The 14,710-nt window shown below is 74.4% G+C and carries 8 protein-coding genes; 2 read left to right on the forward strand and 6 right to left on the reverse strand.

All coding sequences use genetic code 11. The features are described 5' to 3' along the window. The first annotated feature begins 215 nt into the window (after positions 1-215). Positions 216-3,227 (forward strand): TIR domain-containing protein, encoded by a 3,012-nt coding sequence (locus WME97_RS20010; RefSeq protein ID WP_437553969.1) that lies wholly within the window; start codon positions 216-218, stop codon positions 3,225-3,227. Between the two features lie 198 nt (positions 3,228-3,425). On the opposite strand, the gene WME97_RS20015 is transcribed toward WME97_RS20010, so the two are convergent. From WME97_RS20015 to WME97_RS20025, 3 genes are all read right to left on the reverse strand, one after another. Continuing rightward, positions 3,426-5,180 (reverse strand): hypothetical protein, encoded by a 1,755-nt coding sequence (locus WME97_RS20015; protein WP_437553971.1) that lies wholly within the window; start codon positions 5,178-5,180, stop codon positions 3,426-3,428. Between the two features lie 206 nt (positions 5,181-5,386). Next, entirely contained in the window at positions 5,387-9,292 is a 3,906-nt protein-coding gene (locus WME97_RS20020) for a serine/threonine-protein kinase (RefSeq protein ID WP_437553973.1), read from the reverse strand. Between the two features lie 224 nt (positions 9,293-9,516). After that, positions 9,517-10,989, reverse strand: coding sequence for a hypothetical protein (locus tag WME97_RS20025; RefSeq protein WP_437553975.1), 1,473 nt, complete (start codon positions 10,987-10,989; stop codon positions 9,517-9,519). A gap of 377 nt (positions 10,990-11,366) precedes the next feature. Between WME97_RS20025 and WME97_RS20030 the strand changes: the two genes are divergently transcribed. Further along, positions 11,367-12,101: a hypothetical protein gene (locus WME97_RS20030; protein WP_437553977.1), complete on the forward strand. Its 735-nt coding sequence runs from the start codon at positions 11,367-11,369 to the stop codon at positions 12,099-12,101. A gap of 31 nt (positions 12,102-12,132) precedes the next feature. On the opposite strand, the gene WME97_RS20035 is transcribed toward WME97_RS20030, so the two are convergent. The 3 genes from WME97_RS20035 to WME97_RS20045 all read right to left on the reverse strand — a co-directional run bounded on the left by WME97_RS20035 (position 12,133) and on the right by WME97_RS20045 (position 14,625). Beyond that, positions 12,133-13,089, reverse strand: coding sequence for an outer membrane protein assembly factor BamB family protein (locus WME97_RS20035; protein WP_437553979.1), 957 nt, complete (start codon positions 13,087-13,089; stop codon positions 12,133-12,135). A gap of 225 nt (positions 13,090-13,314) precedes the next feature. Continuing rightward, the gene (locus tag WME97_RS20040) at positions 13,315-13,905 is read right to left on the reverse strand and encodes a Uma2 family endonuclease (RefSeq protein ID WP_437553981.1); all 591 of its coding nucleotides are present in this window, start codon (positions 13,903-13,905) and stop codon (positions 13,315-13,317) included. 93 nt (positions 13,906-13,998) lie between these two features. Then, the gene (locus WME97_RS20045) at positions 13,999-14,625 is read right to left on the reverse strand and encodes a CDP-alcohol phosphatidyltransferase family protein (RefSeq protein ID WP_437553983.1); all 627 of its coding nucleotides are present in this window, start codon (positions 14,623-14,625) and stop codon (positions 13,999-14,001) included. Positions 14,626-14,710 lie beyond the last annotated feature (85 nt).

The following is a 14,710-nucleotide window of genomic DNA, read 5'->3' on the forward strand; positions in this document are numbered from 1 at the left end:
GACATCCACGCGAATCCCTCCCTCTCGACGCACTCGGTGGAGACGCGCGCCGCCATCCGCGCGCGCATCGGACGGTAGGAGCCGCAAATCGGGGGCCCCGCGGGTGGTGCACCATCGACGGACAGGTGCCGGGAGCGCGGACACGCCGCTCGAAGCGCTGGTCCGCATAGCGCAGCGCTCGCCGGAGGGGGCATGCGCGCTGTTAGACTGGCGCCGTGGCGAGAGACCTCATCGACTTCGGCATCGAGCGCAGCCGCCACGAGAACTTCTTCGGTCGAGAGGACGTGCTAGCGGCCATCGATCGCCACCTCGACGGCGCGGGCGCGTCGGGCCGCTGGGTGCTCCTCACGGGCGGCCCCGGCATGGGCAAGAGCGCGATCGTCTCGCGATGGCTCGATGTGGAAGAACAGCGCGGCCACAGGGCGCCGCACCACTTCCTCCGGCGCGACGTCATGGACTGGGATCACCACGAGGCGGTGGTGCGCTCGCTCTCGGCGCAGATCGAGGCGCTCTACCCGGCGCAGAAGGACCCTGCGGCGCGGTCCGAGAGCCGGCTGACCGAGCTCCTGGCGAACGTCTCGAAGCGCGAGCTCGTCCCCCGCGGAGAGCGCCTCGTGCTCGTCGTCGACGGCCTCGACGAGGCGCGGAGCGAGGACGCCGAGCAGAACCCGCTGCCAGACTTCCTGCCGTACGCGCTGCCGCCCCGCGTGCACGCGCTCTGCGCCTCGCGCCCGCAGTATCCGCACCTCGGGTGGCTGGAGAGCCGCGGGAACGTGCGGCGCATCGACCTCGACGCGCCCGCGTGGGCGGGCTCCAACGAGCAGGCCTGCCGCGCGTTCTGGGGCGATCAGGCGCCCCGGTTCACGCCGCGCCTCGACCCGAGGCTCGTCGAGGAGGCGGTCGCGCGGGCCGAGGGGAACCTGCTCTATGCGGTGAAGCTCCGGGAATGGCTCGAAGAGCAGCCGGTTGAGCAGCGGCGCATCGAGCGCCTGCCCCGCGGGCTAAGCGGGTTCCTGGAGCAAATCTGGCAGCAGATCCGGAGCCTGCCGCAAGAGCAACGTGAGCTCGTCGCGAGCGGGCTCGGGCTGATCTGCGCGGCACGGGAGGCGCTGCCGATCGAGGAGATCGAGGCGGCGGCGGGGTGGAACGACGTGGAGGCGGGCGAGGTCTTCCTCAGCGCGGCGCGGACGCTGCTCCTGGAAGAGCCGGAGGCGTGGCGCGGCGTGCGGGCGTACCGGCCGTACCACGAGGCGTTTCGCGCGTTCGTCGCGGAGAAGCTCGGGCGGAGGCGCATGGCCGAGCTGCACCGGAAACTGATGGACACGGTGGCGCGCTGGCCTGTGGCAGATGGGGAGAGCGAGCTCCGGCGGCGGTATGCGGCGCTCCATGCGCTCGCGCACGCCCACGCTGCGGGCGAGCGAGAGAGGGCGCGGGCGTTGTGCCGGGATCTCGGCCTGCTGGAGGCGCTCTGCCGCGAGGCGGGGCCCGCGGCGCTCGAGGAGGCGCTGCGCCTCGGCGCAAAGGAGCTCGGGGACGATGAAGTCGATCTGCTTCACCGGGCGGTGCGGGCCGAGTCGCACTGGCTTTACGAGGCGCCGGGCGCGCTGCCGGAGCTGGTCTACAACCGGCTGCGCTCGGCGGGATGGGAGGCGGCGCGTATCGCGCGGACCGTGCGATTCCCGCGCGGCTTGCCGGAGATCCAGCTGCAACATCCGGTGCGGATGTGGACCGGAGAGGAGCGTACGCTCCGCGGCCACTCGTCTGCGGTCACTGCCTGCGCGCTCACCCACGATGGCTTGCGCATCGTCTCCACCTCCGACGACAACACGCTCAAGGTGTGGGACCTGGCGACCGGAAAGCTCCTCTCCTCCCTCGATGGACACTCCGCCAGGATCACTGCGTGGGCGCTCAGCCACGATGGCCTGCGCATCGTCTCCGCCTCCGACGACCACACGCTCAAGGTGTGGGACGTCGCGACCGGAAAGCTCCTCTCCTCCCTCGAAGGACACTCCTCTGCGGTCACTGCCTGCGTGCTCAGCCACGATGGCCTGCGCATCGTCTCCGCCTCCGACGACAAAACGCTCAAGGTGTGGGACGTCGCGACCGGAAAGCTCCTCTCCTCCCTCGAAGGACACTCCTCTGCGGTCACTGCCTGCGCGCTCACCCACGATGGCCTGCGCATCGTCTCCGCCTCCCGAGACAAGACGCTCAAGGTGTGGGACCTGGCGACCGGAAAGCTCCTCTCCTCCCTCGAAGGACACTCCTCTGCGGTCATTGCCTGCGCGCTCACCCACGATGGCTTGCGCATCGTCTCCGCCTCAGACAAGACGCTCAAGGTGTGGGACCTGGCGACCGGAAAGCTCCTCTCCACCCTCGAAGGACACTCCTCTGCAGTCACTGCCTGCGCGCTCAGCCTCGATGGCCTGCGCATCGTCTCCGCCTCCTACGACCACACGCTCAAGGTGTGGGATCTGGCGACCGGAAAGCTCCTCTCCACCCTCGAAGGACACTCCTCTCGCGTCACTGCTTGTGCGCTCATCCCCGACGGCCTGCGCATCGTCTCCGCCTCCTCAGACAACACGCTCAGGGTATGGAGTGCTTCGACAGGCGAATGCCTGAGTACAGTGCGCGGCACCAGCGCATTCACCAGCGTGGCTGTATCGCACCAGCTGCTGTGCGCCGGCGATGCCAGCGGCAATCTCTGGCGCCTCCATTTCACAGGCTCGGCACCTCAAGCGCGAGATCTATCCGCGCAGGAGGCCGTCCGTCTCTTCATCAGCTATTCACACGAGGACAAGGCTCTCCGAAAGGAGCTGGAGAAGCACATCGCCCCCCTCCGACGGGATGGCCTCCTCCAGGTCTGGCATGACGGCCTCGTCATCGCCGGCGAGGACGGGGCTCGCCAGATCGACCAGCACCTGGACGAGGCCGACGTCATCCTCCTCCTCGTCAGCCCGGATTTTCTCGCCTCCGACGACTGCGTCCGCCGGCAGATGCCGCGCGCCCTCGCGCGCCACCGCGCCGACCAGGCCCGCGTCATCCCGGTCCTCCTCCGGCCGGCCGACCTGCACAAGGCGCCGTTCGAAGGAATCGAGCCGCTCCCCAAGAACGACCTGCCGATCACCCTCTGGCAGAACCGCGACGAAGCCTGGAAGGACGTGGCCACCGGCATCCGAAGCGCCGTCGAGGCGCTCCGCGGGCGCGCCGATGCCAGCCCTCGCCGGTGAGCTATGCGGCGCGTCGCCGCGCGCGCCGCACGCTGAGGTCGCCACGCACCGCCCCACCTTCGCGGACCCGATGACCGACCTCGCCTTCAAGAGGATCTTCGGATCCGAGAAGCACAAGGACGTCCTCGTCGCCTTCCTCCTCGGCATCAGCCCGCCGACCAGCCCCCGGCCATGTCTCGCCCCCGCCCTCGCTCCCCCTCACCGGTACGGCCCACCCCGCCCCTCCCCCCGCATCTGCCTCGCCAGCGCCAGCATGGGCCGCAGCACCTCCCGCGCCGCCGCCGGATCCGCGAGCGGCGCCCCGATCACCACCGCGATCGCGCCCGGCACCACCGCGACCCCCTCCTCCGCATCCGCACCCGCCCCGAGGCGCGCCGCCTGCTCCAGGATCGCCGCTGCGATCCCCTGCTCCGCCGCGTTCCTCGGCCTGGCTGCGCCCTCGATCGGCGGATCCAGCCGCAATGAGACCCGTGTCCTCGCAGGAACGGCCCCCTTGAACAGCGTCTCCAGCTCGAACCGCGCCCCTTCGAGCGTCCCCGAGAGCCGCATCGGACCGACCCGGAGCGCCCCGTCGCTCTCCTCCGCGAAGCGGCGCCACGCGGGCAGCCACGCCGCCATCGCCGCCGGCGGCGGCAGCGCCGCGCCGGCCTCCGCGAGAGCCTGGGCAAGCGCGTTGACCTGCGCCAGGAACGCGCCGAGCGCCTGCTCGTCCGACGCCTCCGCGGCGCTCCACACCCACGCCTCCCTGTCGTCCACGTCGGCCCGATGGAAAGCACGCAGCGCGCGCCGGAGCGCAGGCCCGAGCACGGCCCGCACCTGCGCCTCCTCCCGTCCCGCCGCGCGGAAGCGCCGATCGAATCCCTCGTCCCCCGTCTCCAGCCCATCGAGCTCCAGCACGCGCCGCCACTGCACGTCGAGGCGCAACCCCCAGGGCTCCGCGAACCGCACCGTCGCGCCCAGGCCTGCCCTCAGCCCCTTCACGGCAGAGGCCACCTCGACGGTGCACCCCGCGCGCACGCCGCGGAGCCGGAGCCCCCGTTCCAGCGAGAGCCCCGCCCGCCGCCCCGCGCGCGCCCAGACCGCGCGCCAGCGATCCGCGCCGATCCGGGGCCGCTTTCCATCGCGCCCGGTCCGCGGCTCGAACAGGCCGACGATCACCGGCACGCGGTGCCGCACCAGCTCCCCACCCGCCAGGTGCTCGATCGTCACCTCCAGCGCGTACTCCAGGGCAACCTCGCGGAGGCGGAAGGACGGCGCGAGATCGCCCGGCAGAGAGATGCGGAAAGGCACCTCCGTTCCCTCGGCGATCCCTGTGACGTCCTGGAAGAACACGTTCGGGCAGCTCTCGTACGAACCGCTGCGCGCGTTCACCTGCTCCACCCCGTTGCCGACCAGCGCGACGCGGAGCCCGAAGGGGTAGCGCCCCGGGAGGCCACCGAAGGCGACGGCCCCGGTCACGATCGCGCCCGGGGTGAGGGTCCGGCCCGGCAGCGACACCTCGACGAAGGCGCCGCGCCCCCGGCGGCTCGCGTCGATGAACGGCCCGTCTTCCGGCCGCTGAGCGGACCTGGGCCGGATGAGGACCTCCTGGCTCTCCCGCGCGTCGAGCCACCACGGAATGGAGACGTGCGCGCGGACCTCGCACCGGCACGCCTGGAAGGCGCCGGCGAACGTCGGCGGGAGATCACCAGGCAGCGCGAACGAGACCCGGTAGCGGTGAATCCCCTCGCCGAGCCGCCCTTCCCCGGCCACCTCCTCGCTGAGGAGGAGCAGGTCGCGAACCTCGAAGGTCCCCTCGCCCGGAACCATCTGCTCGTGCGTGTGCCGCAGGGCCACGCGCACGAAGTTGATGGGCGTCTTCGCGGCGCTTTCGAGCGAGAGCCCGACGTCGAACGCCTCGCCCGGATGAACGACCCTGGGGAGGCGCAGCGTGATGAAAGGGCGGCTCCTCATCGCCGCCTCGCAGTGTAAACGACCTGGCCGCCCGCTCTCCGACGGGGCGTAGCACCGCCCGCTCGCTCGCGGTCAGGAGGCCACGCCGCCCGCTCGCTCGCGGTAGGAGCGACCGGCGAACGACGGCGCAGGCCACCCCGACGGCGCAGCGGCGCGGGCGCGCGGACCGCGCAGCGCTCCTCGCCAGGAGCGGCGAGCGCGCTCGGCTACTCCGCCGCCTCGCCCAGCCACGCCCGCGCGAGCTCGAGCGTGCGCGCGTTGTCCACGGCCCGCTCCAGGAAGTGCGCCCGGAACGCGCCGTCGCTGATCTTCTTGGCGCGCGCGAGCAGGCGATCGCGCGCCTCGGCGATCGCCCGCGCGGCCTCGGCGCCGCGCCCGCAGACCGACAGCGCCTCGGCGTAGACCAGGCGCACCACCGACTCGCCCTCCTCCACGCCCACCTCGTCGAGCAGCGCGCGCGCACGCTCGGCGGCGGCGAGCGCGTCGCCAGGGCTGCCGAGGTGGAGCAGCGCGCGCCCGAGCACCGCGACGGCGTAGGCGCGCATCGGCGGGGCCCGCTCGAGGATCGCGTCCGCGGCCCGCGCCTCGCGCGCCGCCGCCTCGGGATCGCCCGCGAGGAGCAGGATGCTCGCGAGGTAGACGCGCGCGCAGCCCTCCATCCGCACGTCGCCGTGGCGCTCCAGCATCGCGCACGCGGTCTCCTCGACCGATCTCGCCTCGTCGAGCCGGCCTCGGTAGGAGAGCACCAGGCCGAGGTTCTGGAGGACGTACGCCGTGGTGCCGCGCAGCTCCATGCGCTCCGACTCGGCGAGCGCCTGCCGCAGCGCCGCCTCGGCCGCCTCGAGCTGGCCCACCTGGCCGTACGAGTAGCCGAGGTTCATGCGCGCCATGCACGCCCGCCGCACGTCGCCGGCCTGCTCGAACGCCGCGAGCGCCGCCGCGATGCCCGCGAGGCTCGCGCCGGGGTCCCCGCCCGCGTGCGCGCGGATCGCGCGCGCCTCGTGGAGGTTCGCCACGGCCTCGAGATCCGGCGCCGGGGCGCCCTCGATCGCGCGCTCCGCGCCCTCGAGCAGCGCGTCGGCCAGCGCATAGCGCCCGCCGAAGATCAGCATGAGCGCGGCGGAGCTCAGGCAGGCGCTCTTGGCGGAGCTCCCGTCCTCGAGGGGCGCAGGCGTGTCGCGCGCGACGGCGGCCCAGCGCTCGACGCGCTCGAGGCCGCCCGTGGCGCCCGCGGCGATGATGATCCGGGTCAGCGCCGCGAACCAGGCGGCGGATCCCTCCGCGAGGTGCTCCGCGGAGGCCGCGGCGCGCTCCTCGGCGAGCGCGAGATCACCGCGCCAGAAGTGCGCCTGGCTCTCGAGCAGGCGGAGCTCGCCCACGGTGGCGGGCGCCGGATCACACGCGACGCCGCGCGCCGCGCGCGCCAGCACCGCGCCGAGGTCGTTGCCCCGCAGCGCCTGCCGCGCCGCCGCGAGGTACGCCGTGGCCGCGCGCGCGGGCTCGCCGCCGCGCTCGAAGTGCTCGGCGAGCGCCATGGGATCGGCCTCGCCGCGCTGCGCGAGGAAGCCGCCCGCGAGCGCGTGGCCGAGCCGCCGATCGCCCTCGGTCAGCATGCCGTAGGCGGCCTCGCGGATGAGCGCGTGGCGGAACCGGAGCGCGGCGTCGCCGGCCGGGCTCCGCGGCCCGATCCGCACGATCGCCTCGTGCCGCACGAGCTCGTCGACCTCGCGCGCGACCTCCGACCGGCCCACGAGCGCGGCGACCCCCACCTCGGAGAACGCCTCGCCGAAGACGCTCGCGGCGCGCAGCACGCGGCGCGCCTCCGGGTCGAGCGCGTCGAGCCCGGCCTGCACCATCGCGAGCACCGTCTCCGGCGGCGCCGCGGTCCGGCCGCGGGCGGCGGCGCGGATCTGCTCCTCCAGATAGAACACGTTGCCGTCGGCGCGCTCGACGAGCGTCCTCACGAGCTCCGCGCTCGCCCGGGCGCCGAGCGCCTCCCGCACGAGCCGCTCGCCGCCCGACGGCGCGAGCGGAGAGAGGCGGACCTCCCGGACGAGGTGAGGCCCCCAGAGCCCCGGGAAGAGCTCGTGCACGGAGGGACGCGCCAGCGCGAGCACCGCGAACCGCCTGCCCTTCAGGTTGCGCAGCGCGGCCTCGACAAGCGTCACGGTCGGCAGATCGCCCCAGTGCAGGTCGTCGAGCACGAGGAGCACCGGCTGCGCGGCGCACTCGGCGTCGAGGAAATCCTCCCACGCGAGGCGCAGCTGGTCGCTCATCAGGAGCGGGTGCCGCCGCGCCACCCTGAGCTGCACGTCGTCGTCGTCCGGGAACGGCGCGCCCGCGAGCTCGCCGAGGAACGGCGCGACGCGCGCGGACGCCGCGGCGCCGCAGCGGCGCTCGACGCGCGCGCGGATCTTGCGCCGCTTCGAGTCGATGGGCTCGCCGTCGCGCAGGCCGAGCCCGCGGCGGAGCGCGCGCTGGAGCAGGCCGAAGGCGGAGCCGGCGCTCATCGGGTCCGCCTGGCCGAGCCACACCGCGAGGGGCTCGCTGCGCGACCCGAGCGCGCGGACGAGCTCGTAGCAGAGGCGCGATTTGCCCGACCCCACCACGCCCGTCACAAGCACCGCGCCCGGGGCCGCCCCGCGGACGCAGGCGTCGATCTCGGCCTCGATCAGCCCGAGCTCGCGCTCGCGCCCGACGTAGGGCGCCGGCCGGCCGAGGAGCGAGGGCTGCGTCTCGGGCTCCTCGCGCGCGCCGTGGAGCCAGCACCCCGACGCGTCCCGGGTGGCGTCGAACCGCGCGCCGAGCAGGCCCGCGGTCGTGTCGTCGATGCGGATCGCCGCCGGATGGAGGGGCTCGCGGCTGCCCTGGACGAGCTGCACGAGGCGATCGATCACCGCGCCGACCGGCAGCCGCGCGGCGACCTCGGCCCGGCCGGTGACGAGCGAGAGGCGGGCGCCGCCGAGCAGCTCCCTGAGCGAGAGCGCGCAGCGGGCCGCCTGCGCCGCGAGGTCGGTGGGCGCGGCCGATCCCGAGAGCGTCACGAGCAGCCACCGCGCCTCCAGGAGCTCGATCCGGCCGCGGTGGCGCTCGACGATCTCGCGGATCGCCCGCGCCCTCGCCTCGTCCTCGACGTCGGAGAGCGTCGCCTCCGCGTCGGCCTGACCCTCCCGGGCGAGCAGGAGGCACATGACCTTCCGCTCGCTGGTCGTGATCTCGCGGCCGCGCTGCGCCGGCGGGTGGGACGACGGGGGCTGCAGCGACGGCGGGCCCGCGTCGAGGCGTGAATCCAGCGCCTCCGAGGCGAGCGCCGCCGCGACGACGCCCGCGTCGCGCGGCCGGGACTCCCGCGCCTTCGACAGCATCCGCGCGACGAGCCGATCGAGCCAGGCCGGGACGTCGTCGCGGAGCTCCCTGAGCCGCGGCGGCTCCTCGAGGAGGACCTTCATGAGGACCGAGAGCGGGTCGCTGCCGCCGAACGCGGCGCGCCCGGTGAGGCACTCGAAGAGCACGCTGCCGAGCGCGAACACGTCGGCGCGCGCGTCGATCTGCGGCTCGCCGCGGGCCTGCTCGGGGGCCATGTACTGGGGCGTGCCGCGGATGTCGCCGAGCGCCGGGAACTCCTCCTCGTCATCCCCGGAGAAGCGCGCGACGCCGAAGTCGATGAGCCGGACGCGCTGGAGGTCGCCGCCCTCGAGGATGAGGTTGCCCGGCTTCACGTCGCAGTGCACGAACCCCAGCTGGTGGACGGCGGCGAGCGTCTCGGCGATGCGCGCGGCGAGCGTGAGGCCCTCGGCGAGCGTGAGCGGGCCGCGATCGAGCCGCTCCGAGAGGGTCTCGCCATCGAGCCACTCCATCGCGAGGTAGAGCCGGCCGCCGCCCGTCGCTCCGTGCGCGACGTAACGGGCGACGCCGGGGATCGCGAGCGTCGCGAGGGCGAGGTGCTCGCGCGCGAGGGCGCTCAGCGACGCGGTCGCGGCGGTCTGGAGGAGCTTGAGCGCGACGAGCTCGCCGGACCGGAGGTCGCGCGCGCGGTACACGCGCGCCGTCGCGCCCGAGGCGGCGTGCTCCTCGATCTCGAACCGGTCGTCGATGACCTCTCCTGCCTGCATCGAGCTGACGCGCTCCTGGCGGGCGCTCTGCCGCTATTGCACAGCGTGCCAGCGGCGCGCGCCGTCCGTCCACTGTCACTTCGCTCGACGCCGCGCGGCGTGCGCGCCGGCTCACCGCGGCCGATCCCCTGGCCGAGCCACCTCGCAGGGACCCATGTCGCGGCGCAGGCGCTCGCGTCGGCGCGGCGCACACGCTGGCGCACCGGCGCGCCTCCCCGGCTCACCTACCTGTCGCGCTGCGCGCCCGCGTCAGGGGGCGCTTGGCCTGCCTCTGCGTCGCCTGCGCGCCGCCGCAGCACGACGTAGCGGAGGTGCGGGAGGCCGCTCACCGCCACGGGAGCGAACGCGTCGCCAGCGCCGGGCAGGCGCGCGACGCGCTGCTCCACCCCGCGCGCGAACCGCGACGCCGGCCACGGCGACGCGGGCGCCTCGCCCTCGGCGAGCAGCAGCACCAGCGCGTCCACCCGGCGCGCGTCCAGCAGCGCCCCGGGGATCCGCTTCGTTGTGTGCCCGCCGGGCAGCGCCGCGATGGCCGGATCCGTGACGCCCGCGAGATCGACGAGGGTCGCGCCCGTCGCCGCCCCGAGCCAGCCGATGTCGAGCGCCGCGACGACCTCCGCCCCGGCGAGCGCGCCGCGGAGCTCCTCGACGACGCGCAGCCGGTCGCTGCCCACCCGCGCGGCGGTCGGCCCGACCCGGACCATCACGAAGAGCTCCCCCGCGAGCGCGAGCGCGAGCCGGAGCGCCGTGGCGCGCGCATCCGCCACCGAGGCGACGTGGGCCGCCGCGAGCACCACGGCGGGCAGCGCCGGGACGACGAGCCGCGAGAGCGGCATCCAGTCGCCGCCCGCCGCCGCGACCGCGAGGAAGTGCACAGCGACCGCCGCGAGCAGCCCGCGCGGCCACGCGGGGAGCGCGCGCCACGCGGCCGGCGCGAGCAGCGCCGCAGGCCCGGTCAGGAGGAAACACGCGAGCGCGTACCGGGCCCCGAGCGCCGCGTCCGGCGCCTTCGCGAGCGCGGCGAGCGGCGCGGCCCGCCCGAAGATCGAGAGGCGCGCCAGGGCCACGGCGACGAAGGGGAGGCCCGCGAGCGCGAGCGCGGCGAGCGCTCGCGCCCACGCGGGCCGCGGCGGCGCGCCCCCCGCGGCGTCGCGGCGCGGAGCCGCCTGGGCCGAGAGCGCGACGACGAGCGCGAACGGCAGGAGCTCCGGCCGGAGCGCCGCCGCGGCCCCGGCGCAGGCCGCGCCGGCGAGCGCGCGGCCGAGCGCCGGCAGCGCGACGGCGAGCGCCCCGAGCGCCGTGACGACGCCCGTCTCCATGCCCGCCACGCTCCAGGCGGCGAGCGGCGCCGACGCCGGCACGAGCGCGAGCGCCGCGAACCGGATCGGACGATCGGACGCCCGATCGATCGCGAGCGCCAGGACGCCGGCGGCGAGCGTCCACGCGAGGGCGCCGAGCGCCTTCGCGGCCGCGAGCGCGGCGAGCGGCCCGCTGGCCGCGAACGGCGCCAGCACGAACGCCCACCCGAGCGGCGTCACGCCGTCGGTCACCGGCCCGGCCGCGTTGAAGCGGTAGCCCAGCCCCCGGGCGAGGTGGTGCGCATAACGCGCCGTGATCAGGGCGTCGTCGACCGTGAATCCCGAGAGCGCGAGCGCCGGGAGCAGCGCCGAGAGCGCGCCGGCGAGCGCAACGAGCACCGAACGCTCTCTCCCCGTCACGCCGCCCGTGCGTCCGCGCGGCACTCCGATGGACACGAGGCGCTGACGCCCGCGCTGGACCGGAGCCCGCGCCGCTCCGCGCGATCTCCATCGAGGACGCACGGGCAGCGGAGCAAGCGCTCAGGGTGTACGGCGATCAGCACGCAGCGATCCTGTGACAGGCGCACGAAGGACGCAATTGCGCTCGTCTGCTCGCAATCGTGCGAGCAGGCGAGATGCGAGACGCGACCACGCGGACACGTGCGCGCGAACGTCGCGAACACCTGGGCTCGCCGCGGCGCGCACGCCTCGGACAACGGCCGCGGCGCTGCGCCTCGTGGCAGCCATGCGCCCTCGTGGACGGTATAGTTCCCCGCATGGCACTTCCTGCCGCGCTCCTGGCCGCCGTCGAGCGGCATTCGTGTTTTACCGGCTGCTATCGCAGCGAATCGGAAGTCCAGGTCTGCATCGATCCCGCGCAGGCGCTCGTGCCGACGGTGCCTGTCTGTTGCAGCGATTGCCTGAACTTCCACCCGGCGGCGCTCGTGAGCCTCTTGCCCCTCGGCATGACGTCGTACGCGCTCGCGAACGCGCTGACGACCCACGTGCGCTCGCTGCGCGGGTACAAGTGGGCGACCGGCGGCTACCACACCGCGGGCACCGGCTTCTGGCTCAACGCCGCCTACTACGGCAATGGCCTCTTCCTGGTCGACGCCGCGCGCAACCGCAACGCGAGGACGGACGTCGACATGCTGATCGAGGCCTTCCAGCACGGGATCGTCCAGCCGGAGGACCCGCGCATGCTCGATCCGGCGCTCTACACGATCGAGCTCGCCTACATCAACATGTCGCGACCCATCCTGCCGGTCCGCAGCAAGCAGGATCTCCTGACGTCGCCGCAGCGCAGCGCCACGCCGAGGCAGGGGTTCTCGCGCGTGTCGATCGTGGAGTTCCAGCCGCTCGCCGTCGCGGGGACGTCCCCTTCCGCGCAGCCGGCGAAGCCGGCGCCGCAGCCCCGCGAGCTCAAGCTCGGCGATACGTGCCCGACGTGCGGCGCCGCGGTGATGGAGCGACCGCTGTTCTCGGGTACGTTCGTGGGCTGCCTCTGCTGAGGGCGCGCCGCGGGCCACGCCGGCGACAGGCTCACGGCGGCGTGGTCGCGCGCCACGCGGTCTCTCCGGTCGCCGGGTCGATCGCGCGCAGCGCAGCGCCGCTCACCGCGGCGCCGCTGATGACGTAGACGTAGGGGCCGGACGCCTTCGCCGCCGTGAGCCGGTCGCCGAGGTAGGCCGCGGCGCGCTCGTACCGCGCGGCCCCGGACACCGGATCGAGGGCGATGATCCGCGGCTCGGTGCCGTTCACCACGTCGACGCCGACGACGACGGCGGCGCCGCCGCTCGCGACGAGGAACAGGTCGGGCCGCCCGCCGGAGAGCGGCGCGCGCGCGGCGAGCTCCTTCTTCCAGAGCGACTCGCTGCCGCGCCGCCCCTCGGCGGTGAGCCGCGGCGGGCCCCCGGCCGGCGCTGTGAGCACGACCTCCACGCCGCCGGCCTGGACCACCTGGGGGTTCTTCTTGCGCTCCCAGAAGTGCCCCGTGATCGCCGACGGCTGCGGCGCCGTCGGGCAGTCGTCCGCCGCGCCCCCTTCGAGCTTGATCCCGGTCGCCGTGCCGTCCTTCATCACCACGGTCGCGCAGCCGTCGCCCCCCGCGATCTCGTCGGGGACCCCGGGGAGGTTCGCCACCCAGCGCTCCTTGCCGGTGCGGGCGTCGAGCGCGCGCAGCGCGGCGTCGCCCCCGCCCGCGAGCACCGTGTTCGCGTCCGCGCAGGCGAGCGCGTCCGGCTCCTCGATCTCCAGCGACGCCCAGATCCCCTGCCCGCTGCGCCCGTCGACGGCCACCACGCGCCCGCGGGTCTTGCCGTCCTGCCACAGCACCGGGTCGGGCGCGTCGTCGCCGTTCGCGTCCACGAAGCAGAGGGCGTCGAGCTGGGTGGAGAGCGGGCGCGCGCGCGGCGCGGGCTCCTGCGGCGGGTCGACGCGCGCGAAGAACATCACCGCGAAGCCGATCCCGACCACGGCCATCGCCGCGGCGAGGAGCACCTTCGTCGCCCGGGATGGCCCAGGCGCGGGCGCAGCCCGCGGTGCGGCCGCGCCTGCGACGCCGGGGGCGTCAGCGCCGCAGCGCGGGCATGCGATCCCATCACGACTTGCCTCCAGCGAGGCACCACAGCTCCTGCAGGGCCGCATCCGGACAGTCTATCGCCGCCGGGTACCCGTGATCGAGAGCCACCGTGCGCGGCCCGCCGGACCGGGGACTCGCCTCCGCTACTTCGCCCAGAGCACCGAGAGATCGAGCTCGATGGCCTCGAAGGGCACGACCCGGACCCGCGCCGCGTCTCGGTGGACGGGGCCGGGCTCCCAACCCCTGCCCGCGACGAGCGAGAAGACCTCGAGGGTGCGCCGGATTGGATCGACGAGCCACGCGTGGAGCACGCCTTCGCGCGCATAGAGGGGCATCTTCTCCCTGCGATCGACGTCCTCGGTCGACGGGCTCAGGACCTCGCAGATCCAGTCGGGAGCGAGCGGGAAGAAGGCCGTCTCGGGCAGCTCGGGCATGCGCTCGATCCGCCAGCCGGCGAGGTCGGGCACGAGCGCGTCGAACTCACCCGCCGTGTGCGGGTCGGGGAAGTGCAGCTCAGGCTCGACCAGGATGGTCCAGCCGCCGGGCCCGCCTTCGCCCAGGTCGAAGGGGCCGGACAGCTTCCCCCCAAGCCTGGACGCGGCTCGCGCATGCCGCGGCGCCGGCCTGGGGAACACGTGCAGGGTGCCGCGGACGAGCTCCGCCACCTTGTTCGATGGGACGGCTTCGAGGTCGGCGTACGTGGCGCGCGGCTGCTTCTCGGCGGGCTGGCCCATGTCCGGAGCCTGCCTGGGCGCCCAGGGAGAGGCAAGGCGTGTGGCGCGCCGAACCTGGACGCTCGCGCGGCGCCGCGTGCCTGCCCCTCCCCGTTACGGCTTCGGGATCCTCAACGTGCCGCTGACCATCGCGCTGCCGCTCACGACATAGACCAGGCTGAGCGGGTGGAACGCCCAGGGGCCGAGCGCGATGGACCCGAGCCAGAGCTGCTCGTGCACGCGCTCCTTGGCGAAGAGCACCCCGAAGAGCAGCACGATGAGCAGGCTCGTGGGGATCGGCGTCCCCTCGTAGTAGCGCACCTTTCCGCGCTCGTCCGACAGCTCGGCCGCCGTCACGTTGTACCGCGCGAGGCGGCTGATCCCGCAGGCGACGAAGTAGACGAGGGCGGCGGCGTCCCACGGCCCGCGCAGGCCGAGCGCGTAGCCGAGCACCGCGGGCGCGACGCCGAACGAGACCACGTCGGCGAGGGAGTCGAGATCGGCCCCGAGCGGCGAGTGCTTGCGACGCCAGCGCGCGATCGTGCCGTCGAGGACGTCGCACGCCAGCGCGAACGGCAGGAGCCCGAAGGCCACCCAGACATAGATGCGCTCGCGCTCGGCCACGTAGTTCAGGCAAAGCAGGATGCTCAGCGTGCCGCTCGCCGCGTTCGCCAGCGTGACGAAGTCGGCGAGCGCGAACGACCGGAGCATCGAGAAATGGGGCGGTCTCTCGGGAGGCATGGCGCTCGGGGTGCGCAGTGTCGCACGTCCGGTTCGATTGCCAACCATTCTGCGCGGCGCGCGTCGCCGTTCTCGGGGCGTCCTC

The organism is Sorangium sp. So ce367 (assembly GCF_051520455.1).
Classification (GTDB): Bacteria; Myxococcota_A; Polyangia; order Polyangiales; family Polyangiaceae; genus Sorangium; species Sorangium cellulosum_B.

Bases quoted from the DNA above. Each gene is read 5' to 3' on its own strand.
- WME97_RS20045 (WP_437553983.1), bottom strand. From the start codon at position 14,625: ATGCCTCCCGAGAGACCGCCCCATTTCTCGATGCTCCGGTCGTTCGCG.
- WME97_RS20020 (WP_437553973.1), bottom strand. From the start codon at position 9,292: ATGCAGGCAGGAGAGGTCATCGACGACCGGTTCGAGATCGAGGAGCAC.
- WME97_RS20030 (WP_437553977.1), top strand. From the start codon at position 11,367: ATGGCACTTCCTGCCGCGCTCCTGGCCGCCGTCGAGCGGCATTCGTGT.
- WME97_RS20015 (WP_437553971.1), bottom strand. From the start codon at position 5,180: ATGAGGAGCCGCCCTTTCATCACGCTGCGCCTCCCCAGGGTCGTTCAT.
- WME97_RS20040 (WP_437553981.1), bottom strand. From the start codon at position 13,905: ATGGGCCAGCCCGCCGAGAAGCAGCCGCGCGCCACGTACGCCGACCTC.